The organism is Kothea flammea (assembly GCF_052161645.1).
In the GTDB taxonomy this organism is placed as follows: domain Bacteria; phylum Planctomycetota; class Planctomycetia; order Pirellulales; family Pirellulaceae; genus Laterigemmans.
In genome coordinates, this window is sequence record NZ_CP197414.1 from 5,847,840 (window position 1) to 5,874,030 (window position 26,191).

20 protein-coding genes and 1 riboswitch are annotated in these 26,191 nt (G+C 57.8%); of the genes, 11 read left to right on the plus strand and 9 right to left on the minus strand.

The genetic code is table 11. From position 1 onward, the window contains the following. Positions 1-380: 380 nt before the first annotated feature. Positions 381-1,421 carry a phosphoribosylformylglycinamidine cyclo-ligase gene (purM, locus tag SH139x_RS21885; RefSeq protein WP_488351893.1) on the plus strand — a complete coding sequence of 347 codons (1,041 nt, stop codon included), beginning with the start codon at positions 381-383 and terminating at the stop codon, positions 1,419-1,421. Between the two features lie 177 nt (positions 1,422-1,598). Here the strand turns inward: purM and SH139x_RS21890 are convergent, their stop codons facing one another. The 7 genes from SH139x_RS21890 to SH139x_RS21920 form a co-directional block, all read right to left on the minus strand. Beyond that, a complete protein-coding gene (locus SH139x_RS21890) occupies positions 1,599-6,050 on the minus strand; it encodes a hypothetical protein (protein ID WP_488351894.1) in 4,452 nt (1,483 codons plus the stop codon). Positions 6,051-6,335: 285 nt separating this feature from the next. Beyond that, positions 6,336-7,493, minus strand: a complete 1,158-nt coding sequence (locus SH139x_RS21895; protein ID WP_488351895.1) for a M24 family metallopeptidase — start codon at positions 7,491-7,493, stop codon at positions 6,336-6,338. A 245-nt stretch (positions 7,494-7,738) separates the two neighbouring features. Further along, complete coding sequence (locus SH139x_RS21900) at positions 7,739-8,956, minus strand: AAA family ATPase (protein ID WP_488351896.1); 1,218 nt, start codon at positions 8,954-8,956, stop codon at positions 7,739-7,741. A gap of 53 nt (positions 8,957-9,009) precedes the next feature. Continuing rightward, on the minus strand, positions 9,010-10,746 hold the full coding sequence (locus SH139x_RS21905) for a type II and III secretion system protein family protein (protein WP_488351897.1): 1,737 nt from the start codon (positions 10,744-10,746) through the stop codon (positions 9,010-9,012). 259 nt (positions 10,747-11,005) lie between these two features. Beyond that, the gene (gene cpaB, locus SH139x_RS21910; RefSeq protein ID WP_488351898.1) at positions 11,006-12,079 is read right to left on the minus strand and encodes a Flp pilus assembly protein CpaB; all 1,074 of its coding nucleotides are present in this window, start codon (positions 12,077-12,079) and stop codon (positions 11,006-11,008) included. 319 nt (positions 12,080-12,398) lie between these two features. Further along, positions 12,399-12,956 carry an A24 family peptidase gene (locus SH139x_RS21915; protein WP_488351899.1) on the minus strand — a complete coding sequence of 186 codons (558 nt, stop codon included), beginning with the start codon at positions 12,954-12,956 and terminating at the stop codon, positions 12,399-12,401. Between the two features lie 310 nt (positions 12,957-13,266). Next, on the minus strand, positions 13,267-13,443 hold the full coding sequence (locus SH139x_RS21920) for a Flp family type IVb pilin (RefSeq protein ID WP_488351900.1): 177 nt from the start codon (positions 13,441-13,443) through the stop codon (positions 13,267-13,269). Between the two features lie 155 nt (positions 13,444-13,598). Next, a riboswitch (cyclic di-GMP riboswitch) is annotated at positions 13,599-13,673 on the minus strand. A gap of 435 nt (positions 13,674-14,108) precedes the next feature. Between SH139x_RS21920 and SH139x_RS21925 the strand changes: the two genes are divergently transcribed. Further along, a complete protein-coding gene (locus SH139x_RS21925) occupies positions 14,109-14,879 on the plus strand; it encodes an FKBP-type peptidyl-prolyl cis-trans isomerase (RefSeq protein ID WP_488351901.1) in 771 nt (256 codons plus the stop codon). A 190-nt stretch (positions 14,880-15,069) separates the two neighbouring features. Continuing rightward, positions 15,070-16,317 carry a PQQ-dependent sugar dehydrogenase gene (locus SH139x_RS21930; RefSeq protein ID WP_488351902.1) on the plus strand — a complete coding sequence of 416 codons (1,248 nt, stop codon included), beginning with the start codon at positions 15,070-15,072 and terminating at the stop codon, positions 16,315-16,317. A gap of 11 nt (positions 16,318-16,328) precedes the next feature. Here SH139x_RS21930 and SH139x_RS21935 read toward each other — a convergent pair whose 3' ends face one another. Beyond that, entirely contained in the window at positions 16,329-17,108 is a 780-nt protein-coding gene (locus tag SH139x_RS21935) for a sensor histidine kinase (protein ID WP_488351903.1), read from the minus strand. A gap of 98 nt (positions 17,109-17,206) precedes the next feature. On the opposite strand from SH139x_RS21935, the gene SH139x_RS21940 reads away from it, so the two are divergent. From SH139x_RS21940 to SH139x_RS21960, 5 genes are all read left to right on the plus strand, one after another. Further along, on the plus strand, positions 17,207-17,584 hold the full coding sequence (locus SH139x_RS21940) for a hypothetical protein (protein ID WP_488351904.1): 378 nt from the start codon (positions 17,207-17,209) through the stop codon (positions 17,582-17,584). 160 nt (positions 17,585-17,744) lie between these two features. Next, complete coding sequence (locus tag SH139x_RS21945; protein WP_488351905.1) at positions 17,745-18,587, plus strand: SDR family NAD(P)-dependent oxidoreductase; 843 nt, start codon at positions 17,745-17,747, stop codon at positions 18,585-18,587. A gap of 169 nt (positions 18,588-18,756) precedes the next feature. Next, complete coding sequence (locus SH139x_RS21950; protein ID WP_488351906.1) at positions 18,757-19,614, plus strand: phosphoadenylyl-sulfate reductase; 858 nt, start codon at positions 18,757-18,759, stop codon at positions 19,612-19,614. An 84-nt stretch (positions 19,615-19,698) separates the two neighbouring features. Further along, on the plus strand, positions 19,699-20,130 hold the full coding sequence (locus SH139x_RS21955) for an RrF2 family transcriptional regulator (protein ID WP_488351907.1): 432 nt from the start codon (positions 19,699-19,701) through the stop codon (positions 20,128-20,130). A 30-nt stretch (positions 20,131-20,160) separates the two neighbouring features. Beyond that, positions 20,161-21,132 carry a 2-hydroxyacid dehydrogenase gene (locus SH139x_RS21960; protein WP_488351908.1) on the plus strand — a complete coding sequence of 324 codons (972 nt, stop codon included), beginning with the start codon at positions 20,161-20,163 and terminating at the stop codon, positions 21,130-21,132. A gap of 46 nt (positions 21,133-21,178) precedes the next feature. Here the strand turns inward: SH139x_RS21960 and SH139x_RS21965 are convergent, their stop codons facing one another. Next, complete coding sequence (locus tag SH139x_RS21965; protein ID WP_488351909.1) at positions 21,179-22,858, minus strand: CehA/McbA family metallohydrolase domain-containing protein; 1,680 nt, start codon at positions 22,856-22,858, stop codon at positions 21,179-21,181. Positions 22,859-22,947: 89 nt separating this feature from the next. On the opposite strand from SH139x_RS21965, the gene msrA reads away from it, so the two are divergent. From msrA to SH139x_RS21980, 3 genes are all read left to right on the plus strand, one after another. Beyond that, positions 22,948-23,700: a peptide-methionine (S)-S-oxide reductase MsrA gene (msrA, locus tag SH139x_RS21970; RefSeq protein ID WP_488351910.1), complete on the plus strand. Its 753-nt coding sequence runs from the start codon at positions 22,948-22,950 to the stop codon at positions 23,698-23,700. Positions 23,701-24,091: 391 nt separating this feature from the next. Further along, the gene (groL, locus tag SH139x_RS21975) at positions 24,092-25,804 is read left to right on the plus strand and encodes a chaperonin GroEL (RefSeq protein WP_488351911.1); all 1,713 of its coding nucleotides are present in this window, start codon (positions 24,092-24,094) and stop codon (positions 25,802-25,804) included. Between the two features lie 78 nt (positions 25,805-25,882). Further along, the gene (locus tag SH139x_RS21980) at positions 25,883-26,179 is read left to right on the plus strand and encodes a co-chaperone GroES (RefSeq protein WP_488351912.1); all 297 of its coding nucleotides are present in this window, start codon (positions 25,883-25,885) and stop codon (positions 26,177-26,179) included. The last annotated feature ends 12 nt before the right edge of the window (positions 26,180-26,191 follow it).

Sequence of the window (26,191 nt, forward strand, 5' to 3'; positions counted from 1 at the left end):
GCTAACGAAGAGACCTCCCTTGACAATGAGGAAAGCTATTGCGACTGGGCGCTCCAGGCAGGATTACTCCGTTCTGGTCCACGTCCCAGACGCTTCGCATGAATTGTAAACCAATAGCCATATCCCCCCGGCGTATCGGACGCAACCACACTATGAGGCCTGTTTTCGTAACGGCCGAGGGTCTTCCTCAGGTTAGTGCCTAGGGGCGGGTTATTGGTGGTTAATTTTCCCGCTTCGAAGTAATTTCTCGATTTCCCGACCGCATTTAGCCGTTGATCGCGGTTTTTCGCCTGCCGCCCCTGACGGCAGTTGGTCAAAATTGATTACTATCTGGTTCACCAAATAGTTCATTCCCTTCGTCCTTCGCAAACTCCCCAGTCATGGCAGCCACTTATAAAGACGCCGGAGTCGACCTGGATATCTACGCCCAATCGATGGGCCGGTTGCCTTCTTTAATGCACCGCACTTTCTCGCCCCGGGTAATTCCCAGCGATGGTGGGTTCGCGGGGCTGTTTCGACTCGATTTCGATTCCCCCCTGTTTCGGCGAAATTACCAAGACCCGGTGCTGGTCAGCGGCACCGACGGGGTGGGAACAAAGCTGAAAATCGCCCAACTGACCGGCCGCCACGATACGGTGGGGATCGATTTGGTGGCGATGTGCGTCAACGATCTGTTGTGCACGGGGGCCGAACCACTGTTTTTCCTCGATTACGTGGCAATGGGACGCGACTGTCCTGATCGTTTGGAGCAAATCGTCCGCGGGATCAGCCAAGGGTGTTTGCAAGCCGACAGCGCGCTGCTTGGTGGCGAAACCGCGATCATGCCCGATATGTACGGTGCGGATGATTACGATTTGGCTGGTTTTGCCGTCGGTGTCGTCGATCGCAACAAATTAATCGACGGTAAATCAATTGCTGCCGGTGATGTCTTACTTGGGCTGTCCAGTTCGGGTCTGCACTCCAATGGATTCAGCTTGGTCCGCAAGATCATCGCCGATGCGGGGCTGACGTACGAGACTTCCCTAGCCGAATTTGCTCAGCAGACACTGGCTGACGTGGTCATGTGCCCCACGCAAATCTATGTCCGCGCCGTCCGCGCCGTGCAGTCGCATTATCGAGTCAAGCAGGTGTTGCACGGGATCGCCCACATCACGGGCGGAGGGCTCGTGGAAAACCTCACGCGGATCTTGCCGCCCGGTTTGGAGTGTGAGATCGACTGGGATGCTTGGGAGCGACCGCCGGTGTTCGCTTGGCTGCAACAAACCGGTCAAGTGGACACGGAAGAGATGGCTCGCGTGTTCAACTTGGGGATCGGCATGGTCTTTGTCGTCAACGAATTCTTCGCTGGCAAGATCAGCGAGTTGGTCGCCGATTGTGGTGTTCAATGCGGCGTGATCGGCCGCATCAAGCAGACCCCATAGCAGCACAGCGAAGACCAGCAACTCTAAAAGCGTTGTCCCGGAGTTTCCGTGTCGATTTGTGCATCGGGAACCGGCAACCGGGTGTAACTGAGAACACAAAAAAACAGGCAGCCCACAAGTTGGGCTGCCTGTCATGAAATTCAGCGTTCGCTAGTTCAGCCGTTAGCTGGGGAGTGCTTACAGCACGCCACCGCCACCGCCCGCACCACCGAGTCCGCCACCAGCACCGCCGGCGCCACCGCCACCGAAGCCGCCCAGTCCGCCGCCACCGGTCTGACCACCTTCACCGGTCACGAAGTTAAACGTTTGCACGTCGCCGATACCGAAGAAGGAGGGAGCGGGCGAGATGCGGACGTAACGTCGGTCGCCAGAGATGACGCCCATCACCTGCATATTCGCACCGGCTGGGAAAGTCTCGATTTGTGGCATAAAGCCGACCCCGCCACCGCGATTAAACCCGCGTCCCCGTCCCAGTCGCGAAGCCCGGTAGAGGTCTCGCAACAAGTCGGATGGATCGGAACCACCAGTCCCGTTAATGCCGCCGGGGATACCAGGGAAGAGCCCGATATTGTTGCCTTCGCCATTACCGACTTGAGCTAGGATCGCTCCATTTAACTGGTTTTGCACGTCCTGCAATTGCTCGAGCTGCGCGGCTGCCATTTCCGATTGTCGGCGGCCATCTTGGACATTGAACGAGATCAGCGCGTTTTGTTCGGTCAACGGAATTTGCTGTTGAATCAAACGTTGGCTAGGACGCCCCACGTCGGTGAGAATATTGACGGTCACATGGCCGGTGGAAACGTTGCCCCACATGCGGCGAACATGCAAGCGGTAAACTCCCGAGAAGCCTTGGGGGCAGACGTAGGTCTCGGTGACCTGACCGTCTTCCTCGGTGCGTCCACTGCTGTAGCCGTCCCCTAGCAACACGCCGCCGCCGGCGGATTGCGGATTGTGCACTGAGCAAATGGTGCCGGCCGGTTCTTCGATTGAAATATCGACATCGGCATCGCCGGTCCAACGAACTTCGACGATGCAATCCCGCGCCATTGCTTGGTTGACTGCTTCGCTGAAGGCGCGCGCTTTCTCAGTTTTGCCTTCTTCCAAAAGTTGAGCATGGGTGGCTCGAGTCAGCAGGCGGACTTCGCTTTCCAATTCTTGTTGACCATCGGGCCAAGCTTGTCCGAGCAAGCCGACGCAAGACCAAGCGATGGCGTCAACGTCTTCCAATTGACGGGCTAGGCGTAAGCCAACCAAGTAAGGCTCGGCTCGCAGGGGTTCAACAACAGCAGCGTCTTTGCATAGGTTAAACGCGGCCTGCAGATTACCGAGCCGCTCCATGTGGCTGGCCAGTAACAACAACTCGGCAGGAGAAGTCGCGATGTCAGCCGCAGAGAGGAGTGCTCGCTCGATCTCAGCGGGATCAGCTCCGGTGGCTTCCAAAGCGATGGCGTAGCCTTCATGCATCCAAGGCTGGACCGCTCCGTTGAGCAGTGCCGCAGCAATGATCGCGCGGACTTCGCCAAAATGGACGCGTGCTTGATCATCTTGCGAGGCTTTCACCGCATTGGCAGCTTTCACGTTGAGTTGACGCACCGTGGTGTGAATTCGAGCATCGTGCAGTTTGACCGCTTCGGCGCTCTTCAGCTCCAGGTTGGAGAAGTAATCGGACCATGCTTGATCGATCGACTGGCCGGGCTGGGCAGTCACGCGAATGGGCACATCGGGTCGATTTTCCAGATCACGAGTGGGTGCTTGCGGTGCGGAAGCCGACTGTTTGGCCGCCAGCGGGGAATCATCGGGAACGGCCATCATCATGCCGCCGCCTCCCATGCCGCCCATACCGCCTCCCATGCCGCCCATGCCGCCCCCCATGCCGCCGCCCATGCCGCCACCCATGCCGCCGCCCATGCCGCCGCCCATGCCGCCCCCCATGCCGCCGCCCATGCCACCCATCATGCCGCCACCAAGATTGATGACCGGCACGACCAAGTCGGCCACAGGGTAAACTTTGGTGACCGCGTTGGCGGGATCTTCGGCGTCGTCGACCGTGGTGATCTGCAGCACCTCATCCTTGATCATGTAGGTCAGATCGTGGTCACGGAGCATGATTCGCAAGAACGATCGCAAGGTCACATTCTTGAGGTCAACGGTGATCGGAAGGTCGCGGGTCAAACCGAGATCTTCCAAGGCACGCGTGTTGATAATGATGGGAATGTCATTATCGGCCGCTAAGGTGCGAACCACATCTTCCAAGGGGATGAGGTTAAAGGTGTTGGAGTACTCGTTGTCGAGTGCTTTATAAATTCGTCGTTCCGAAGCGTTGTCGCCGTCCAGTTCAACAGCCCCGTAACGCTCCAACCGACGAATGCTCAATTGCTGCCAAACCTCGGCGTCCGGATAGACCACAGGCGGTTCGTCGACAAAGGGAATCATCGCTTTTTCGTTGAGCGCCAGCGCGTCGACGAAGGCTCGGTTCTTGAGGTTGTTGTAACGCAGCGCCCGCCGGACCGAGAGGCCCATGTCGCCGTAGTTATCAACCTGTTCGCCAATCGTTCGCGGTCCCTCCAGTTCCATGATCGTGGGCGTGACTTCGGTCACCGCTTGCCCGTAATCACCGATCACCAACAGGGCCGAGAAGCGCTGTACGGCCGCGTCGAGACGAGCTTCGCGGCGGAGGTTTTCTTCCAGCAGGCGAGTTGTCGCGGCAGCGTCCGCAGCTTGCTGTTGCAGCGTCACCTGATCTTCGTAATAAGCGGCTTCGGCGCGACTCGCCTCTTGCAACGCCGACTGAATTTGCGCGGTCAATTGCTGACGCACAGCTGGATTCAAATCGGGCTCACTTTCCAGACGAGCTAACAACCCTTTCAAGTCCCCCGCTACGTTGATCGGGTCGGTTCGCAATTGACGGCTGGCCGCTCCCAACCGAGCACGCACTTCGGCACGCCATTGGCCCGATAAAGCGGCCCGTTCCTGTTCCACACGGTCCAACAGACTGCTCGGCGATTCCACTAAACCGGCTAGAGGATCGCGACCGGCAGCACCGCCGACAGCTGGCGGAGTTAACGAATCAAGACCACCGCCAGCGGGACCGCCGGGGAAGTCACCAGCGCCAACTTCGGGTTGGCCCGCACCTGGTTGGCCCGCTTGTGGTTGGCCCGCTTGTGGTTCACCAAAGGGATCCGCGTTGCCAAAGGGATCAGCGTTCCCACCTGCGGCCGGAGGGTCACTGCCTTCCGCGAAGGGGTCATCGCCGAAGGGGCTGTCTTGCGCGGCGGTCAAGGTTTTGTCTTGAGAAATCGATGCCAGGATGGCCTTCGCTTCGGGGTTCTCCGGATCAACTTCCAGGACTGTTAAAGCCAGTGTGCGAGCCCCTTTCCAATTGCCTTGGCTGAGTGCCAAACGACTGGCTCGAACCAGTTCGTCGGCGCGATTGGCCAACACGCGGGCTGCTTCCCGTAGCGCTGCCGAACCGGCGGTGGGCAACAGCAAACCGCGATCGGGCTCGGCGCTGGCGACCATCGTGGGTAAGAAGGCAAAGTCAGGGTGCGCTTCTTCGATCGGCGCTTGCCAGCGGAGACTAACCGCTCGACCACCGGCCAAACCGCTGATTCTGAATTCCGCACTCTGTTTTGAATCGGCGATTTCGGGGGACATGCGTCCCAACAGAATGCTGTCGCGATCGATCCGCACCGGTGGAACTCGCGTTTCTTGCACGACCGAGAAACCGGCGGGAATCTTCAGCTCCGTCGGCCAGATCGGGCTAGTCGATGCGGCTGATGCCAACATCAAACCAAACTGCTGAGGCGAAACATTGGCTCCATCTTCAAGGACGTAGGTCATTCCGCCGGTGTGATTCGCAAGCGTGGCCAGCAAGGCAACGTCTTTGTTCACACCCACGGCCAGCGCGTGCACACTGACCTTGTCCTGCTGTAAGCGATCGACGATTCCAGCAAAGTAATCGGCTTCGCGGATTTTTCCCAGCGAAGTTCCATCGCCAATGTAAATCACGCTGCGGTGGCCCTTTTGCCCCGACAACTTGGCGACAGCCAACTGCATCGCGGAAGCTAAGTCGGTGCTGCCCAGCGGCAGTCGGCTGTTGAGCTTGCTGATCGCTTGACGGGTCGCAGCACTGTCGACCTTGGCGAACGAGTCGCTCAACATCGTGCTCTTGACGTCAACCGCCGCGATGGCAACTTGGCAATCTGCCTCAAGTCCATCGAGCACGCCAGCCAGGCTTTCCAAGGAGTCGGTTCGATAGCCGCCCGTTTGCGTCGCCGAGGTGTCGACCACGATCAACACGCTGCGGGGGCCCGTGGTCAACAAATCCCGTAACCCATCGTCGACTTGGGGCCGAATCGCTAAGGCGAAGAAATCTTCCTCGGCTGCCGATTCGTAAGTCGCCAAGCGACTTTGTGCCGGCATCGTCTCCGCGGCAAACGAGTTTCCACCCAAAAAGGTCGGGCAAGCGGCCAATGCCAAGGCGCCTAACCATTTAGCCAGCGAAGCGCGACGTGCGGCTCGCGAGCGTGGAATTTGCAAAGATGAAGCTTGGGGGAACCCAGCGGTGGAACCCTGCTCGACTCGGGTCTTCCGCCCGGGAAGGCAAGCGTTACGGCGTCGCTCTGCCATGCGATTTCTCTCCGACTAAAGCTGTCGATAAGTTGTGATTTCGGTGAATAGCTGTCCTGCGCAATCTCTCATATTATTTAGAGATTTCCCAAAACGCTATGAAAAACCGACGGGAAACAGCCGACTTGCTTGTGCATTTTAACGATTGTAAGTGCCGCATTTTGCTACACCTGTCGCATTTTGCTTCGACTTTATCGGCCAATCCGGCTTACTTTTCCAGATCATCACTAAGTAATGCTAACCGAGTGCCAAAACGCAATGGCACCCTTTTCGCCAGCGGCCGGCTCAGCTCCAGTCGAGCCCTTCGTGCAGCCGATTGAGGTTGCGAGGCCCCGCGGGCGTGACGACCACCATATCCTCGACGCGCACACCCCCCGCGTGGCGGCCATACAAGCCGGGCTCGACGGTGAAGACTTCACCGGCCAGCATTTCACCGCCGCCGTCGTCGAGCAAAATGGGTTCGTGGACTTCCAGGCCGATGCCATGGCCAGTCCCGTGCTGGATCGTCGGCTGATCGCTGACTTGGCCACGAGACAGGGAAAATCCATGCTGTTGCTGAACGGCAATGACGGCTTGATGCACTTGTTCCGCTCGATTGCCGGGCAAAAGTTGCGCGATCCCGGCCGCTTTGGCCTCGCAGACGGCGGCGTGCATGCGGCGGACCACATCAGAGGGTTGTCCATGAACCACCGTGCGGGTGCAATCACCGTGATAGCGAGTTTGCTCGCAGCGGGGGAAAATATCGACAATCACTGGGACTCCCGTCCGCAGGGGGCCGTTGCCGGAATCGTGGCAATCGGCCGACTCGGGTGCGGTGGCCACGATCGAACCATGCGAGGTCGTATAGTCGAGATCGAGCAAAAATCGGGAGATGTGGGCTTTCACCCGCTGGCTGGTCAGCACCTCGCCATCGACTTCAAGAATTCCCTGACCATTTGCCTGGGCCTTAGCGATCAAGCCGCAAGCCATCTCCATCGCCCGCTCGGTCGTCGCCTGAGCTTCCGCCAGCCAAGCAATTTCTTGCTCCGATTTAATTCGTCGATCGAGCACTCCCCACTGTTCGTCGTAAACAATATGGATTCCGACTTGGCCGAGAAAATGAGCGTAAATGTAAGGCAGCGAACGATCGACCCGCACGCTGCTGACACCCCGCTGCCGTAAACATTCCGCGGCCGCCTGGGCCGTGGCGGTCGCTCGGTCGGCGCTCAGCCCACCGGCGGGGGCAAAATCGGCCGGGCAACACACTCTGTCGGCTCCGCTGGCGGCCGCGGCCCGCTGCATTTCGATATCGCGAATCACCAGAGTCGTTTCCCCGGCTTGCGATTCAATCCAAGCTGCCGGATCACCAGCGGTCAGCAATACTTTGCGAAATAGAGTCGGATTTTCGGCCGGAATGCCGCCCAACAACGAAGCTTGGTGGGGGGCCGTGGGATGTTCAGTCATGCTTTGCAAAGCCAGCTAGCGTGTGGGGGCGAGGTCCAGTCGGCTGCTTATGATGAACGCTTCCCCGTCGCCTGACAACGGGCGGGCTCGTGCTCGTAACTTATTCGGTACTCCGGTTGTGCGTGGTGTCAGCTTGTCTCATCGATTGCGAGTACAAGTACCATGGGAGAATTGGTGCTTTTCAGACGGGTCAGGAGGTCCATCCTACGGAAAGCTTGCCGTTTAGACGGGCTGGGAGCCCCGTCCTACGGGCGTTGGCCGGGCCAAAATTTTCGCCAACCTCCACCGGCCGCGACTTTCTCGCTATCCTCGGCTTGTTCCGAGGAGACTTCTTCGCCGGATAGTTTCGCCAGCAGGTCACGCAACGCCTGGGTGATCGCCGCCTTGGGGGCTTGGGTGATCAAGGGCACGCCGTTGTTGCGGACCTCCACCATGGTGCGATAATCGTTTGGCAACTGCGCGAAGATCTCGCGGCCAATCGTCTCTTTGGCTTTTTTGAGGCTGATCTGACCAGTCTCCAAGCCCGCTCGATTGACCACGATTTGGACCTTTTCCTTGAGGTCGGCAATCTCATCAAAACTCATCAACAACCGCACCACGTTGCGGAGGCAAGGCAGATCGAGTTGGGTGATCAAGATAACGTGGTTGGCCATCTCCAAAGCCACCATATCGATCGCACTGTAGGTCTTCGAGGTGTCAATGATCAGGTGCGTAAAGGAAGCCTTCATCAGGCCAATCACTTTGTGCATGCCCTCGGCCGTAATCAGTTGGGCATCCTGCAATTCGACGGGGCGGGGCAGCAAATAGAGCCCCGATTGGTGTTTGGTCAGCGAGCGTTTCAGCAGCTGGATATCGAGCCGGGCAACATTTTGCGAAACGTCGGCTAGCGTGTAATCAGGGATCGAATCGAGGAACACGTCGGCATCACCGAGCGCCAGATCGAGGTCGATCAGGGCCACGGAATTTCCCGGCTGAGCGGCTAAAATGCATCCCAGATTGACCGCCGCACTGGTGGAGCCGACTCCGCCGGTGGCCCCCGCCACGGCGATGACTTCGCACGATCGAGACTTACCTTCGCTACTACCGAATTTCGAAGCTCCCACGCGTTCCAACGCGGCGCCCAACTCATCGGGCGAAATTGGTAAGGTGAGAAATTCCCTCGCGCCGGCTCGCATCGCTTGCAAAATCAACTGGCCGTCGGTGCTTTTTGACGCGACCAGCGGCAGCATCTCGGGCGTTTCCACCGCGATCCGGCGAAGCAGTTCCAAAGCCCGCTCGGGGTCTCCATCGAGCGAGATCACGCCAATGTCCGGCAGCGTCTCCTTGGCCACGTCCATGAAAAATTCATAGCGTGAGCACTCCGCCTCGAGCCACACCGTCTCCATACCGACCAGCATGGACTTGAGCGCTTCCCGAGAGCTATCGTGGGGATCAACAATGGCGAGTCGAAGTACGTTACTCATGGGCGTTGAATCAATGCGTGACTGGGAAGGGACAGTATGCTTCTCATCGGCTCCTAATAGCCGGAAACGTTACCAGTCGTAGACGATGGGGACATAACTGATACTCCCGGTGCAATCGTCGTCGGGCGGGAACCCGGCACGATGAGATTACCAGCCGGTGGATTGCCCGCGGAGTTAATCTCCCCCGGTGGAATTGCCTCCATCTGACCGGCTGGTTGCTGATAACCGCCGGGCAGTGGCTGGGACATCTGGCCCGGAGGGACTCGCATCGCGGGTCCCGCCCCCATCTCCATCGGATAACCGCCATGCTCACCGCCCGCCGGCAAGTAACCCGTCCCGTCATAACCCGTCCCGTCATAACCAGCACCGCCATAACCAGCACCGGGGGCGGCCGATGGTGTGAGGCACATGCCATCGGTGCGGGGGACTTCCAGATAACCTCGCAAGAACAATTCGGTGTCGGATGGCGAATCAGTATTCAGGCCGGGACCACCGACGGGAACCTGATAATCATCCATCGCTTCGGCCAACTCGGGCGTAACGGTGATCAGCAGTTCGATTTCGTTATTCTGTTCCGAGATGCGACGGAAGAACGTACCGATCCAAGGCAGCTCCCCGAAGAAAGGCGTTGCCCGCGAGACCGACTCGACGCGGTTCTGCAGCAATCCGGCGATGGCGAAGGTCTGCCCCGTGTTGAGTTCCACGGCGGTATCGACGTAACGCTGGCGGAAAGCGGGTACGGTGGCACCTTGCACAGTAATCGAACGGGCCGGATCGGGCTCGCTGACTTCTGGGCGGACTTCCAGTCGCACGCGGTTGGGACCGATCACGAATGGTAAAAAGTCGACAGCCGTACCGAACTCCTCATACTCGATTGCCACCGCACCATTACCAGTCGGCACGATATAAGGCACCTTACCACCCACGATAAAGCGGCTGGGGCGTCCGTGCGTGGACACGACGGTCGGTTCCGCCAACACTTTGATCAAGTCATTACGCCGCAAAGCTTTCACCAAGCCATCGAGATCGTAACCACCCAACTCGGCGGCAAACCGGGTGTTGGCTTGCAGGCTGACAGGCGCGATCGTGGCAAAGTCGGAACCGGGCGCGTTGAGCATGTCGCCGGCGCCGAAGAGCACACCGGTGGCGTTAGTCTTATCGGAGAGAGCCCAGTCAATTCCCAGCTCGCGGAACTTTGTCCGCGAGACTTCCATGATCTTGGTATGCAACATGATTTGTTGCACACCGACGACCCGCACGTTTGTGACAACGTCGGCATAAAATTGCTCGACAATCTGCACGGCGCGATCCACATCATCGACGTTGTTCACCGTGCCGGAAAGGACCGCACCGGTCCCTTGCGAGAGAGCGGTCACCTTCAGGTTGCTGCCGGGAAATTGAGTGGTCAGAATCGTTTCCACTTCGCGAGCATCGGCACCGACGATGCAATCGACGGTGAACAGATTGTTCTCGCTATCCCACAGGTTCAGCTGCGTCATGCCGGGAGTCAGCGAGGCAATTTGAATTTGCGTTGCCGAGATGGGCGAGGCGGTGAGGATCTGCTCGTTCTGAACTTGGTATTTCAGAATCGGCTTCTCCATTGTCAAGATGCGACTGCTCTTAACAATCATCTGCAGTGTTTCAACGCTTTGGGTAACGTTAAACTGGACCACGGATGAGGCTGGCCGAGTGTTCTGCGCCAGACAGTCTTCCGCCCACATGGAGGAGGCGAGAAAGCCGGCCAACAACGCTGCAATTGCCGCTCGCCGAAATTTGCGTTTTACCACCATCGTCTTTGCATCCTTGCGTGACCGAGGAATCCGTCCCGGCGAAATTTGTCAGTGCCCCAAGCTGGCCCTTCCCTCAATGGTCGGCCCAGTTTACCGCTTTGGATTGTGAGGGAGTAATCCAGCTCCAGAACGAATCACGTTTCTCATCGTCATCCGCGTGCTCTCAATACCAATTCGTTTTACTTTCTTTCTCACTCCAACTGCGGAAACTGGTTCCGATTAGTCAAAGCGTAACGGTTGGGCGATTCAGCCCCGCCGATCACTCGTCTCGTTCTTCCCGCATCTGCTCGTTTGAGGGAAACGTGGGTAGTTGACCGGGCGGCTGGACTGCCGAGCCCTTGAACAGGGGGCTGCTGCGACCGTTCAGGTAGTCCAAATCGGGTGTCGCTTTGGAGCTGGTGGTGCTCTTTTCCTCCCCAGGCGAGGGCGTCGTCACTTTGGGAATCGGGTTGCCTTCCTCCCAAGTAAATACGCTGATTTGACCATCGTCGCCAATCTTCACCATTTGGTGAGCGACCTTGGCCGATTTGGGCTGCTGGGGTGCGGGAAACAGGGGTGGACTGTTGTCGCTCTCGTCAGCCGGTTTGGCCTTCAAGGCGTCGAGTTTGGCTTGGTGGTCGGAGAGCCACTGCAGGAACGCTTGACCAGCCGGATTGGGCCCCATTTCCTCTTCGCTGGTGCCGCCATCATCAGGGCGTCCCAAGCTGAGGCTGATTTGCGCCAACTCACGCGACCAGGCCAGCACTTCCGCGTCGCCGTTATGAATCAGCAGCGAAACGGTTTTGGCAACTTGATTTTTCTTGTCATCGGCCGGATCTTCCGACTGGCGTTTCGTGCGGCCATCGACGGCAAACACGCGGACGCCACTGAGCACCGTCTTGGTCGTCGTTTCGGGAATCACTTCGCTGCGAGTGAAGAAGCCGATCACGTTGACCCGGTCACCGGGGGCGACGAGGTTCGCCACGCTGCTAATCTCATCCGCTTTGAGGGCTACGACGTTGAAGCCCTTGGGAATGTCGACGGTACGCGTGTCGTTGCTGTCCATTAATTTGCGAACCAGCACAGGCTCGCCGGCAAACAGCCGCTGGGCGGCAAACTTGCCCTTCAGCTCGCTCCACTCGCGAATCGCATCTTTAGGGACGCGATCGGCCGGCCATTGTTCCAGCTGGATCGCCGCTTGCGTAATCTCCTCACGCGCATTGATGACTCGATTGGCGACATACACCTCAACAGATTCTACCTGAGGTCCGGCCTTCATCATCTGAGAGAAACCGACCACGGCCACCGATCCAAAGATCAGCGCGACAGCCAGGGGAATGAATTTGTTTCGCATGACAATCTTGAACCTAGGTAATCAGTTCGTACTTAAGCCGGCAAGTTCGATCGCTAGAGCAGTTCGAATTATTGGCACGCTGCCAGCTCGCTCTGCACTGTTTCGCAATTGTCTGGCCTAAACGTCTACTCCCTCATAATTGCCACAACAGGCGCAGCTGGAATGTTCCAACTGCGTCCGCTGTTGACTGGAAAGAGCGATTCGCGGGCGGCAAAGGACGCAGACCCGCGGTCGCACGTCCTCCGCTCAAGCTTGAACCAAAGAATGGAAATTAATGGAAATTCGTGTCACAAAACCGAGCCGCGGCAGGGCTGGCTAGTTAGACCAACATGCCGGCAAAGGCAAAGTACATGATCGATCCGATGGCCATGGGAATGCCGTAGGGCAACAGCCGCATGGTCGGTTTCCGAGCTCTGGCGATCTCAGCCAATTTTTCCGGATCGCGAATGGTGACCCACTCGTTGAGGATTTGATGTGCTTGCACCCAGTGCTTTTGCCATTGGCCGCTGGTGGCAATCATCACGGCAGCCATCACGCCACCGACCATCGCCGTGGCCAGAAATGCCCACCAAGTGGTCGAGGCGCCGAGCCAAGCTCCCACGCCGGCGAGCAGTTTCACGTCGCCAGCTCCCATGCCGCCGACAGCTCGCAAGACCAGCAGCAACATCATGCCGACGAACGTTCCCAGCAGGCTGTAGCCGAGTCCCGCGGCACCACCGTGCAGCGTGCCGTGCAGCCAGCCGGAGAGAATGAAGGGAAAGGTCAGCCAATTTGGTACTTTAAGAATTTTTCCGTCGATAATCGCGGCCACGACTAGGACAACGCTGACCAACCAAACTGGCCAGTTCTCGACGACTGATTGTGTGAAAGTTTGCACGTGTGGTTTCCCCCCATAACTGTTCGACTAATGATTTAACGAAGGCTGGTCAACCAACTCACCATTGCCACTAGCATGGTGATGGTGCAACAAATCAGCTGCACGGCGTTCTGACCTGCTTCGAGAGGCAACAATGGATAGTTCATTGCGGCTTCCAAAGTGAAGTAGTTAAATGTCTGTCTGATTGATTGAACTGACTGCAAAAACGCACCCCGGGACGTAACGCTCCGCTGTGGAGGATACGTCCCGAGGGCATGTATCTTGAACGCGGTTTCAGCAAACAAAAAACTCGTCCGCTGAAACAACCGCGTTAGTTACCCAAGCTGGTCGAAATCGTTTCGAACTGGGTGTTGGCGTTGGTACCAATCGTACCGATTGCACCCAAGCAAACGACGACGATCAGAGCCAACATGACGGCGTACTCGACTGCTGTCGGGCCGTCTTCTTCCTTCATGAACTCAACGAACTTCGCTACGAACTTATTCATTACCTTCTCCCTCGAGGGTTGCATGCGGGGCGGTGAACTCCACCACGCACGCGGGAAACGACACTAACTCGGGCAATCCTCTCGTCTCCCCGGTTCTCACCTAGGCGACAGCCTGACGCACAACTCGAAAGTTCGAGCTGCTCGTTTCTGCTGACCTTGGCGGCTCGGCAGCCCCACAGGGGTCCGTAGCTTTGCGCCCCGACCTTACGATCGGTTAGCCTTTAGCAAGGAGCAGAGGCCGGACCGCCGCGGGAAGCGACGATCCGAAGGCCGCACACCGGCCTGCCCTCTCTACCGGAAAACTACGCTGCGTTTCGCTTGAGTCAAAAATCCCGAGCACAAAATGCGTAACGACCAGACAAGCGTGCGCGATTGCGCAAGTCTTAACGATCAGGCAGCTGACACGCACCGCCCCCCCCAGCTGATACCAACTGCCACCGGACGCGAAATGGACGACTGAGCAAACAGCCAAGGGAGCCGGCTGCGGAAACTGCTGTGAGAGGAACTGGTTTCCAGCATGGCAAAGTCGCTGCACAGCGGTTATTCTGTAAGCACGCGTTGATTACAACCGATCTGACTTCCCCACTGACTCTCCGCTTTGCGGGAGAGAAACGTCCCGCCGTTCGGGAGGTCGTTTTCTACCAAGCCTTTCCTAAAGGAAACTAATGACTTTGCAATCTCTCGGGCGGACCGCTCTCGGAGCTCTCCTCTGTATCTCCCTGAACGCGCCACTCGTCGCCCAAGACACGCCCGCTGAAACCCCAGCCGCTGAAACCCCAGCGGCTGATCAAGCCAAACCCGCCAATCCGGCCAGCTACCTGATCGGCTTGACGATTGGCGAACAGATGAAAAACCAAGGCCTCACCGCCACCGATATCGATGTCGCTTCATTAGCCATGGCGATTGCCGACGAACTGGCTGGCAAGTCCCCGCGACTCAACCAAGAAGAATTGCAAGCGGCCAGCAAGGCGTTGCAAACCATGATGCAAACCCGCATGCAAGCCAAAATGGAAGCCGATCAAAAGCAGATGCAAGCTGCCGGGACTGCCAACAAAGAGAAAGCAGAGCTGTTTCTCAAAGAAAACGCCAAAAAAGAAGGCGTCAAGCAGCTGGCCGCGGGCCTCCAGTACAAAGTCGAAAAAGCGGGCACCGGCGCCTCGCCAACCCCGCAAAACATTGTCAGAGTCCACTACACGGGCAAGCTCATCAGCGGCGAAGTGTTCGACAGCTCGGTCGAGCGCGGCGAACCGGCAGAGTTTCCCGTTGGCAACCTGATTCCCGCTTGGCAAACCGCCCTGCCGAAGATGAAAGTCGGCGACAAGTGGACCCTCTACGCGGCGCCCGAAATGGCTTACGGCCTCCGTGGCAGCCCCCCCAAGATCGGCCCCAACGAACTGCTGATCTTTGAAATGGAATTGCTGGACATTGTCAAGTAAATCGGCTTTTGCCAAGCGAGCCCAGCGGCGGGGAACCTGCTAGCTGGGCTTTTTTATCGCTCGGGCTTGTTTACCGCTCGGGCTTGTTTACCGCTCGGGCTTGTTTACCGCTCGGGCTTGTTTACCGCTCGGGCAATCATTCCTGCCCTCCCTTTGCTAACCCCACTTTCCACAGTCGATGCTGACAAACATGAAATCACACCTGCCTGCCAGCCTGCTGGCGTTGAGTTGTGGATTGGCGCTCGGAATTTCCCTCCCGGCGGCCGAACCAGGTTCCCCCACGGTCAATTTGGCGAACCCGCCGGCATCGCTCGATATGTCGCCGCTGCCGATCAAGGTCGAGGTCGCCTATCCGAATCTAATGATCTCACGGCCCGTCGTGATCACCGGCGCCGGTGACGGCTCGGGACGCTTGTTCGTCGCCTCGCAGACGGGTGAAATCTATTTCATCCAAGAGCAAGACACCGCTGTCGAAGAAGCGGAAATGTTCTTGAATCTTCGAAAATTGGTAGCTTACAAGGACCGCGAGAACGAAGAGGGTTTATTGGGCTTGGCTTTCCATCCCAAGTTCAAGGAAACCGGCAAATTTTACGTCTATTACACCACCAGGGAACGCCCGCACGTGTCAGTGCTGGAAGAGTTCTCGGTGTCGGCGGATGACCCTGCCCAAGCGGATCCGACCAGCGGCCGCGAGCTGCTGCGGATTCAACAGCCGTTCTGGAATCACAACGGTGGCACCTTGGCTTTCGGCCCTGACGGCTATTTGTACGTCGGTTTGGGCGACGGCGGCAAAGGGAATGATCCTCTGAACGCGGGCCAAGACCTCAGCAAACTACTAGGTTCCATTCTGCGGATCGATGTCGATACGCAATCAGAAACCAGGCCCTACGGCATTCCGGCCGATAATCCGCACGTCGATCGTTCGGGCGCTTGGCCGGAAATTTACGCTTCGGGCTTGCGGAACGTATGGCGATTAGCCTTCGATCCCAAGACGGGCGATCTGTGGGCGGCTGATGTCGGTCAAAATGATTGGGAAGAAATCAACTTGATCACCGCCGGCGGTAACTACGGCTGGAGCCTCCGCGAAGGTGGCAACAAGTTCACGCTTAACGGGAACGGTTCGGGGCCACGAGCCGATTTGATCGACCCCATCGCCGAGTATCCTCACACCGACGATTGGGGCAAATCGATTACCGGCGGGGCCGTCTATCGCGGCTCGGAAACGCCCGAACTCGATGGCTACTACCTGTATGGTGATTACGTCACCGGTCGCATCTGGGCGCTCAAATACGACGCCAAAACCAAGACCGTGACAGCCAATCGCCCCATCGCCTGGAGCCAACTGCCAGTCTTTACGTTTGGGCAAACCGACGGTGGCGAGGTGTTAATGAGCACCATGTCGGCGGGCGGTCGGATCTACAAGTTTGTCAAACAGTAACCACAAGTTTGTCAAACAGGAGCTGACGCGGAGACGGGCGTGGGGGCCATCGGCAAACGGAGCACGAATGCCGTCCCCCGACCCACCGTGCTCTCCACGCGAATCCGCCCGCGGTGGGCTTCGATAATCTCCCGGCACACCGCCAGCCCCAACCCCGTGCCCCCTTTGCCCGAAGCATCGGGGCCACTTTTGCTGGTGTAGAAAGCGTCGAAAATTTTCGGCAGCTTCTCGGCCGGAATTCCCTCGCCCGAATCGCGAACAGCCAACACGATCTGCTCACTCTCGGTCTCGGGATAAAGCGAGATCGTGATCGTGCCGCCGCTCGGCATCGCTTGCCGCGCATTGATCAAGAGATTAATTAGCACCCGCTGAATCTCGTTGCCATTGGCCATCGCCTGCGGACACTCCGCGATCTGCAATTCCAAATCAATGCGGTACTTCCGCAACTCCCGCTCGAGCAACACCAAAGCATCTCGGATGATCTCGGCGAGCGAAGTTGGCACCATCACATCGGCCCGGTTGCGGGCTTGCGAGAGGATCGTCGTGGAGATCTTTGATGCTCGCAGCGAAGCCTCCAAGATCTTCCCCAACGCTTTGTCGCGAGTCGCTTCATCCTTATGGCGAATGCCCATTTTTGCATAATTCAACACCGCCATCAGGATGTTGTTGAATTCGTGGGTGGCTGTCGAAGTCAGTTCCCCCAGCGTCGCCAGAGCTTGGGTCCGCCGCAATTGCCGGCGCAATCCCTCGATCTCTTGCTTTGCTTGACGCAGTTCGCTGGACTCACTCATCAGCCTATTTCCCCCAGTTTTAATGGCAATGTCACTTGAAGCGATGTGACACGCTTAAGAGCTATCCGCAGCTTCCGACCAAAGTCATGGTGATCGCCATGCGATGCTCATTTCGGATAGATATTCAGTATCGACGGGTTGCGCTGGGCCTCTGTAGTGAAGATAGCTACAATCGTCATGCTTTGACTAATCGCTACGCCAAGGAGGGTGCGAGCATGGGAGAACCTCATCCGCTTAAGGAGGATAAAACCGCCACTAAAGTGGATCAACTGCAACGGGCGATCTCCCGTGCGCGACGAGCGGGAATCCGCGTTCGCCGTGAATGGCTGGCCGGACAAACTGGTGGCGGCTGCGAAATCGCCGGTGCACGGTGGTTGTTCCTTGACCTCTCGCTACCAATCCAAGAGCAGATCGGGCAAGTCGAGGACGCCTTGCGACTCTGGCAAGACACCGCAAATGCCAGCTCTGCAAAGTAGGGCTCTGATGGTTTGGGGCTCTGAAAAATTAGGGCACAACGATGCTAGATTCCGCCCCCTCAGCAACCCTCAGCGGTGGCAGCTTGGGGCGGTAGCCGACAAGCTCATCCAGCACGCTTCTCTTCCGCACGATTTTTTCCAGCACAGCCAACTCGCCCCCATGACATCAGCCTCAACGCCACCAGCTTCCCTTACTTCAACTGCTCGGCCACCCGACTCGCAAGTCCAGCCCCCGGGCGTGGCGTTGATCACCGGCAGCGGCGCCCCCCGCGTGGGCCGCGAGATTGCCTTGCATCTTGCTTCGCTGGGCTACTCGATCGCTTTGCACGCAAACCAGCATCGTCAACAAGCGGAGGAGGTTGCTGCCAGCTTGCGGGCTGCGGGCACGCCGAGCACCGTTTTTTGCGGAGAAATGCAAGACGATGCGTTTATCGAATCGATGATCGCCGGCGTGGTCGACCACTTTGGCCAGTTAGACGTGCTGGTCAACAGCGCGGCGATCTGGCACCCCACCCCCTTGGAAGCGGTCACCGGGGCGGAAATTCGGAAATATTTCGAGATCAATTCGGTAGGCACCTTCCTGGCCGCGCGGGCCGCTGGACTGCGGATGGTTCAACAGCCCCGCGGCGGCTGCATCGTCAACATCGGTGATTGGGCACTCGTCCGTCCCTACCTCGATCATGCCGCCTATTTTCCCAGCAAAGCGGCCGTGGAAGCCATCACCCGCTCGCTGGCTGTCGAACTGGGACATCGCAACCCACAAGTTCGCGTGAATTGCATTTTGCCCGGTCCCGTGCTGCTCGGTGACGACGTACCAGCGGAAAAACGAGCCGAAATCGCTGCCGGCACGCTGGCAAAACGGGTCGGAACTCCAGCTCATATTGCACACGCTGTGCAATTTCTAGTAGAGAACGATTTCGTTACCGGAGTCTGCCTGCCAGTCGATGGTGGCCGCACCATTTTTACGAACGATAAACTGCAAACCGAATATCGCACCGGGTGACCGCCAGCCAAGGGGCGGCTCCGCGGCAAGGCGATCGTGGCGAAGCCTCAAATTTTTGCCAATGTCGCCAGCCACAACTGCCGATCATTTCAATACTTGACCTTATTGATCATTATTGTATGATTTCCACGATTGTTTATGAACGCTCAAGTAAATTTGAGGCGGAGGCATGGCTGTACCAGCCCGTCACGGTAAACCGACTTTGGAAAGCACCCCACTTATGGCGCCGCAATTAAAAGTGATCAAGCCTGGGTGCGATGCCTCCGGCTGTGGCGATCGCGGCAGCGAATCTGCTGGAGAACCCGCCAGCGGCGAGTCTGCGGAGGCTGGCATTTCCGCCGAGCAACTGGCCGAGTTAGCCGCCATTAGTCAGCAATTGGAGAGAGCCAGCCCGCAGGAAATTCTGCGGTGGGCGACGGATAAGTACGCTGACAAATTCACGATGGCAACCGCTTTTGGTCCAGAGGGGATGTGTTTGATACACATGTTGGCCGAAGTTGCTCCCGCGACACCGATTTTCAACTTGGAAACGGGGTATCAATTCCGGGAAACCCTAGAATTGCGCGAAAAAGTCAAGCTCCGTTACGGCATCACGGTAGAATTTAAGTATCCTGAGCACACCGTAGAGGAGTACGAAGCGGCTCACGGGGGACCGTTGTATCGAACCGATCCACATCGTTGCTGTGCGGATCGCAAGATCGCCGTGTTGCGGCGAGCGGCTGCCGGGCATTCAGCTTGGGCCAGTGCGATCCGGCGGGACCAGAGCAGTGATCGAGCGGCCGCGCCGATTGTTGGTTGGGACGCCAAGTTTCAGTTAGTCAAAGTCAGCCCCTTGGCGAACTGGACGAAGCGTGAAGTGTGGGGATTCATTACCGCTCATGATATTCCTTACAACCCCTTGCACGATCTTGGGTACCCGAGCATCGGCTGTTGGCCGTGCACCCGCAGCGTGATGGTTGGCGAGGATGAACGGGCAGGTCGTTGGAGTGGATTCGCCAAGACTGAATGTGGGTTGCATAGTCAGTAAGCACTGTCCGCAATCGCTGTCAACAATGACTGTCAACAATCGCTTGGCAAGCTCTTCGTTCATTGAAAGTCGAGGAAGAATGTGTTGCAAGTATCCGCCCGCGTCCATTACGGATGCCTTGCCATGCTGGAATTGGCTCAGCGATATACCCAGGATCGTCCGGTAGCGTTGCGCGAAATCGTTGCCCGCCAGGAGATTCCGCAACCGTTTCTGGTGCAAATTTTGCAATCATTGCGGGCCAGCAATTTAGTCATCAGCACTCGCGGCAGCGGAGGTGGTTATCGATTAGCGGTGCCTCCCCAGCGGATTAGCGTTTTGGAGATTGCCGAGGCGATTGGTTGCGGGGATTCGTCTTCGGGTGGCGCGGAAGGAACCGCTGATCAGGCAGAAGCGACGGCGCTTCGCGACTTGTGGATTCGCGCTGATGAAGCGGCGCGGGAAGCGTTAGCCTCGACGTCGCTGGCCGATTTAGTAACGGCTTGCAACACAGATGCTGAGAGCATGTTTTACATCTGAGATACGCCTTGGCCCGTTGAGGAATTCTGCATGAACCGTCCCCGCGTCTTCGTAACCAGGCAAATTCCCGAGTGCGGTCTGGAGCAATTACGTCAGCATTGTGACGTGGAAGTTTGGGATGGCCGGTTGCCGCCGAGCCGCGAGGTGTTGCTGGAGAAAGTGGTCGGCTGCCAAGCGCTGTTGACTTTGCTCAGCGATCGCATTGACGGCGAGTTGCTCGATGCGGCCGGTCCCGAATTGCGAGTAATCAGCAACTTTGCGGTCGGGTACAACAACATCGATGTCCGGCTGGCCGCATCGCGGGGGATTCGCATTGGCAACACGCCGGACGTCTTGACTGATGCCACCGCCGACATGGCGATGTGCTTGTTGCTGGCAGCCGCTCGGCATTTAAAGCCAGCGATCGACGCCGTCCGCAGCGGTGCTTGGAAGACTTGGGAACCGCTCGGTTTGCTCGGCACGGAACTGGCCGGCAAGACCGTGGGCGTGATTGGCCTGGGCCGCATTGGTGCAACCTTCGCCCGCCGCTGTCATGGCGGCTGGGAGACGCCGATTGTTTATCATTCTCGGCAAGCAAAACCAATTTTAGAAACGGCTTTGGCGGCCAGATTATTGCCGCTGGAAGAGCTGCTGGCGACCAGTGACATCGTCTCACTGCATTGTCCACTCAACGAAAATACCCGCCACTTATTAAACCGTGATCGGCTGGCGATAATGAAGCCGGGGACGATTTTGATCAACACCGCGCGAGGTGAGATTATCGAGCAAGACGCGTTGCACTGGGCGCTCACGGCGGGACCGTTGGCAGCGGCCGGTTTGGATGTTACCGACCCAGAACCACTCGATCCCGCTTGCCCGCTGGTTCCGCTGGACAACTGCGTAATCGCCCCGCACATTGGCAGCAGCACGCGGTCAGCCCGTGACGCCATGTCACGGATTGCCGCGGAGAATATCTTGGCCGCGTTGGGCAACGAATCAATGCCGGCGGAAGTTAGTCCTTGAGCACCGCTTCGCTGAGCACGTGGACGAAACTGCTCCTCCAAAAACTTTAGGGTGCGTTAGCCGCTTGCGATTGTCGGGCCCAGAAATCGCGTGCCGCTCGCACATAAGGGACGTGGGGTTGGATTTTCTCGGCGGGCAAATTCAGCAGCATCGCTTCGCGCTCTTGTAGCCACGCTTGAAAAAACTCGACAGCCCGTTTGCTGACGCGTGTTTCGCCATCGAGCTCGATATACCAAGGTGCCGTGATGGCAGCTCGATAGTGATCTTCGTACTTAGTCATCACCCGCATCAGCACCCAGCCACTCTGGTCGAATTCGAGTGCCGGCATACGGCCTCCCTGCCGAGCGTAATCATCCAAACGGGCGCTGTAGACGATTCGGCCGTTGTATAAGATTTCCAAATAGTCGACCGGGTCACGGATGGCCAACTGCAGCTCGGGTTCGAGCGTCAATGGTTGGCCGCTGGTCATTTGAAATGTGTGCCCGGGGGGAAATCCGGCCAGCTTGGACCTCAGCAACGGACCGTTGGTAACCGTGCTGCGTCCAGCCCACAGCCCTCGCCACCAATCGGCTTGACGGCCAGCGGAGGGTGGGTCTGCCGGATCGAAGAATACATACGTTCGATTGTAGCCAACCGCGTTCCCAACGCGCCCCGCTCCGCTGGCACCGACTGGTGGAATGCGCAAGCCCGCCTCGAGAACTTGCAAATAAATCTTCTCGCCCCATTTTCCCAAGCCGAGTGGCCCACCCAATTCGAGGTCAGTGGTGCTGCGAGAGTCGGGCCAAGCCGTGACGCGACGATCCTCTTGCAAGAACTCACCCAGCACGGTGATGCCGTCAACTTTGCCGCTGGCCAACCAGATCGGAAGGTCCCAGGCGAACGGGTTCAGCACGAGCAACCGCGGACGCTGCTCGAGGCTCTCTAGCTCCTCCGCCGCCGCTCCAGCCCCCACACCCGAGTTCACCAAGAGTCGAATGAATTCGCTCGACGGCCCCTGGCCGATTTTCGCCAGCAGACTCTCCAGCGAGCCGTCCAATTTCAGCGAATCAGGTTGCAAACCAATCACAGCCAATCCTTTTGCCGCTTCGACACCGGCAATGACATCGGTGCGAATCGCCAACTGCCTGGCTCCATCAGCGGGTGGTAAGCCAGCGAGTGGTTCGTCGCGAGTTGCGACCGCTGAGGGTGCCGTGCGAAATAGATTACCGGCAACGGTCAACGCTTCGGCTCGCATCCGCAGCGGCAGTTGTCGCGACGGCACGTCGACGACCGGATCACCGGCGACCCACCCCTCCGCTTCCATATCGACAATCCGTTTAAGTCTTAAAGTCTGGACATCTTCGGAAGTGCGTTCGAGGGCGAATTTGCCCAGCAACGGGCGATATTCTGGTCCCCGGCTGAGTTGAAATTGATAAGCCGCGGTGGGCATGCGCAGCAGCAGCTCACCATCAATCGCCGTCCCCAGACCGGCTGGCACACCTCCACGAATGGGAGCTCGACCGCCATCAGCGCGGTTCAGCTGCATGCGGATGGCCAATGGTTGGCCGCTGGCATCATCCACGAACTGCAACAGCAGTTCCCCGGCACACCCTTGCCGGCCAACCAGATTCAGCAACACGACCAGATTCAGCAACACAATCCCAGGCAGGATCCGCAACCAAGGCAGCGACTGACTGGTGGGCAGGCGGCAACTGTGAGTTAGCGAAAAAGAGGGGACACGGTTCACGCTGCAAACTTCCCTGGGCACGTTGGGGCGGTTGTCGTTAGAATAGACTAGATCAAAAAACCCACTCGTGTTCTGGAGATTGAACTGCCATGCTTCGCTCGAATTCCCCGCTAGCGGCGAAATGGGGTGGCTTCGGTCTTGCCACCGTATTAGCACTCGGTTTGCTATTGCTAGGCAAGTACGCCGGTACGACCCCCGCTTTCTCGACCGCAGCAGAGCCCGTTGTTGCCGCGGAACCTGTTGCCGCACCGCAGCAGCCCAATTCCGGCCAGCCGCCGGCGGCCGACGCCGGCGAATCGAAAAAGTTGGAAATTGCAACCCTCGGAGGGGGCTGTTTTTGGTGTGTCGAGGGGGCCATGGAGATTCTCAAGGGAGTCGACAAGGTGGTTTCGGGTTATGAGGGGGGCTTCGTCAAGAACCCCACTTATGAACAGGTTTGCGGCAAGCGCACTGGGCACGTGGAAGTCTGCCAGATCCATTTTGACCCCGCGGTCATCAGCTTTGAGGATTTGCTCAAGGTCTTTTTTAAGATCCACGATCCGACCACCAAGAATCGCCAGGGCAACGACGTTGGACCGCAGTACCGCAGCGTGATTTTTTATCACAGCGAAGCGCAACAGAAGCAGGCCCTGCAGTTCATTGCCAAACTCGACGAGTCGGGGGTTTACGGGCGCAGCAAAGTCGTCACCGACGTGGAGCCGACAAAGGTTTTTTACGAAGCCGAAGCTTATCACCAGGATTACTTTGCCAAAAATCCCTTTGCCGGCTATTGCCAAGCGATCGTCAAGCCCAAGGTCGACAAAGTCAACAAAGAGTTCAGCGACAAAGTCAAACGGGACTAACCCGAACTTCGATGGCTCAGCGCACTTCGATGGCTCAGCGCACTTCGATGGCTCGGCGCACTTCGATAGGTCAGCGGCGAGCAGGATGCTCGCCACCTCGGTTCGTCGGTCGAGGAGGCCTGCCAGGCTGGCATACGGCACCTCCCGACACTTCTTTGCCGCCACGCTAAATTGCATTTAAACCGTTGCCAGCAAGCTACTTGCGACTTGAAAAAAAATGTCTGGCACGCAGCTTGCTCAGATGACAATGCCAACGGGGAAGGCTGTCAAAACAGTCGGCGATCGGTTTATGCGTTCGTCACCGTTGCCTGAAATGCACAAGCGTTAACCGTCCTCCGTTGGCGGTACATTGGTTCAAAGTAGATTCGAAACAACTTAGGAGAGACACGACGTGGCAAAGCAGATCGTGTTCGATGACGACGCTCGCGGCCCCCTGTTGGCCGGCGTAAGCAAGCTAGCCAGGGCTGTTCGCAGCACATTGGGCCCTCGCGGTCGCAATGCGGTGCTGGACAAAGGGTGGGGATCCCCCAAGGTAACGAAAGACGGTGTGACCGTTGCCGAAGACATCGATTTGGACGATCCCTTCGAGAATTTGGGCGCCCAATTGGTCAAAGAAGCGGCCAGCAAGACCAACGACGTGGCTGGTGACGGCACGACCACCGCAACGGTGCTCAGCGAAGCCATCTTTCGCGAAGGCTTGAAGATGGTCGCCAGCGGTGGTGATCCGATGGCATTGACCCGCGGGATTGCCAAGGCAGTTGAAGCGGTGAGTGCTGAGATTGCCAAGTTGGCAACTCCGATTCACGAGAACAACAAGAACGAGATCCGCCAAGTTGCCACCATTGCCGGTAACAACGATCCGGAAATTGGCAAAGTCTTGGCTGACGCCTTCAGCAAAGTCGGCAAAGATGGTGTGATCACCGTCGAAGAGGGGCGTTCCAGCGAAACGTACGTCGACGTGGTCGAGGGGATGCAGTTCGATCGTGGCTTCTTGTCACCGCACTTCGTCACCAATCAAGACGACGTCAGCGTCGAGCTCGAAGATTGCTACGTGTTGTTGTTCGAAGAGAAGATCAGCAGCAACAAGAAAATGATTCCGCTGCTCGAAGCGGTCAGCAAGGCCAAAAAGCCGTTGTTGATTGTTGCCGAAGATGTTGAAGGCGAAGCGCTGGCGACTTTGGTTGTCAACAAAATGCGCGGCATCCTCAGCTGCTGTGCAGTCAAAGCTCCTGGCTACGGCGATCGCCGCAAAGCCATGTTGGGCGACATCGCCTCGTTGGCTGGTGGCAAGGCGATTTTCAAAGACTTGGGAATCGATTTGGAGAGCGTCAAATTGACCGACCTCGGTCGGATCAAGAAAGTTCGCATCACCAGCGACAGCACCACCATGGTTGGTGGCGCCGGCAGCAAGCAAGACATTGCCGGTCGCGTAGAAGTCATTCGCCGCGAGATCGAGAACACCGATAGCGATTACGATCGCGAGAAGTTGCAAGAGCGGTTGGCCAAGTTGGCAGGCGGTGTTGCCCAAATCAACGTTGGTGCGGCAACCGAGTCGGAAATGAAAGAGCGTAAAGCGTTGATTGATGACGCTCGCGCCGCAACGCACGCCGCGTTGGAAGAGGGCATTGTCCCCGGTGGTGGCGTGGCTTTGATTCGCTGCTCCAATGCGGTCACCAAGTTGATGACGGAGCTCGAAGGTGACATCCGCTTGGGTGCTCAGATCATTCTTAACGTGCTTGACCAGCCGTTGCGAGCAATCGCTGCCAACGCTGGACTCGACGGTCCCGTTGTCGTAAATCGGGTTCGTCAGCTGAAGGGCAAGAACGACGGCTACGACGCGAACGCCGACAAGTATGGTGACATGATCGCCGCTGGCATCATTGACCCTGCCAAAGTGGTTCGCACCGCGCTGACCAACGCTGCCAGCGTCGCTTCCTTACTGCTCACCACCGAATCGCTGATTACCGAGATTCCCTCCGAAGAAGAAGAAGGTGGCGGAGATCATCATGACCACGGCATGGGTGGCATGGGCGGAATGGGCGGCATGGACATGGGAGGAATGGGCGGCATGGGAGGAATGGGTGGCATGGGCGGCATGATGTAAGCCGTCGGCACTCGGGCCGAACTTCGATTCACAACACAATCTACGCATTACAAATCAACATTTTTGGAGAAAGAACAGATGGCAAAAATCAGCATTCGTCCTTTGGACGACCGGGTAGTTGTGCAGCCTGCGGAAGCGGAAGAGACCACAGCGGGCGGGATCGTACTTCCCGATTCGGCACGTGAAAAGCCGCAGCGCGGCACGATCATGGCCGTGGGCCCCGGCAAGATGCTCGACAGCGGTAATCGCGGCGAGCTGACCGTGGCTGTTGGCGACGTGGTGATATACGGTCGTTACGGTGGCAGCGAAATCGAAGTGGATGGTCAAGAGATGAAGATTCTGCGTGAGTCGGACATCCTGGCCAAGGTGCTCTAGTTCGTTCACCTC

Excerpts from the sequence above, each read along its gene's own strand:
- purM (WP_488351893.1), top strand. The coding sequence starts at position 381 with ATGGCAGCCACTTATAAAGACGCCGGAGTCGACCTGGATATCTACGCC.
- SH139x_RS21890 (WP_488351894.1), bottom strand. The coding sequence starts at position 6,050 with ATGGCAGAGCGACGCCGTAACGCTTGCCTTCCCGGGCGGAAGACCCGA.
- SH139x_RS21895 (WP_488351895.1), bottom strand. The coding sequence starts at position 7,493 with ATGACTGAACATCCCACGGCCCCCCACCAAGCTTCGTTGTTGGGCGGC.
- SH139x_RS21900 (WP_488351896.1), bottom strand. The coding sequence starts at position 8,956 with ATGAGTAACGTACTTCGACTCGCCATTGTTGATCCCCACGATAGCTCT.
- SH139x_RS21905 (WP_488351897.1), bottom strand. The coding sequence starts at position 10,746 with ATGGTGGTAAAACGCAAATTTCGGCGAGCGGCAATTGCAGCGTTGTTG.
- cpaB (WP_488351898.1), bottom strand. The coding sequence starts at position 12,079 with ATGCGAAACAAATTCATTCCCCTGGCTGTCGCGCTGATCTTTGGATCG.
- SH139x_RS21920 (WP_488351900.1), bottom strand. The coding sequence starts at position 13,443 with ATGAATAAGTTCGTAGCGAAGTTCGTTGAGTTCATGAAGGAAGAAGAC.
- SH139x_RS21925 (WP_488351901.1), top strand. The coding sequence starts at position 14,109 with ATGACTTTGCAATCTCTCGGGCGGACCGCTCTCGGAGCTCTCCTCTGT.
- SH139x_RS21930 (WP_488351902.1), top strand. The coding sequence starts at position 15,070 with ATGAAATCACACCTGCCTGCCAGCCTGCTGGCGTTGAGTTGTGGATTG.
- SH139x_RS21935 (WP_488351903.1), bottom strand. The coding sequence starts at position 17,108 with ATGAGTGAGTCCAGCGAACTGCGTCAAGCAAAGCAAGAGATCGAGGGA.
- SH139x_RS21940 (WP_488351904.1), top strand. The coding sequence starts at position 17,207 with ATGCGATGCTCATTTCGGATAGATATTCAGTATCGACGGGTTGCGCTG.
- SH139x_RS21945 (WP_488351905.1), top strand. The coding sequence starts at position 17,745 with ATGACATCAGCCTCAACGCCACCAGCTTCCCTTACTTCAACTGCTCGG.
- SH139x_RS21950 (WP_488351906.1), top strand. The coding sequence starts at position 18,757 with ATGGCTGTACCAGCCCGTCACGGTAAACCGACTTTGGAAAGCACCCCA.
- SH139x_RS21960 (WP_488351908.1), top strand. The coding sequence starts at position 20,161 with ATGAACCGTCCCCGCGTCTTCGTAACCAGGCAAATTCCCGAGTGCGGT.
- msrA (WP_488351910.1), top strand. The coding sequence starts at position 22,948 with ATGCTTCGCTCGAATTCCCCGCTAGCGGCGAAATGGGGTGGCTTCGGT.
- SH139x_RS21980 (WP_488351912.1), top strand. The coding sequence starts at position 25,883 with ATGGCAAAAATCAGCATTCGTCCTTTGGACGACCGGGTAGTTGTGCAG.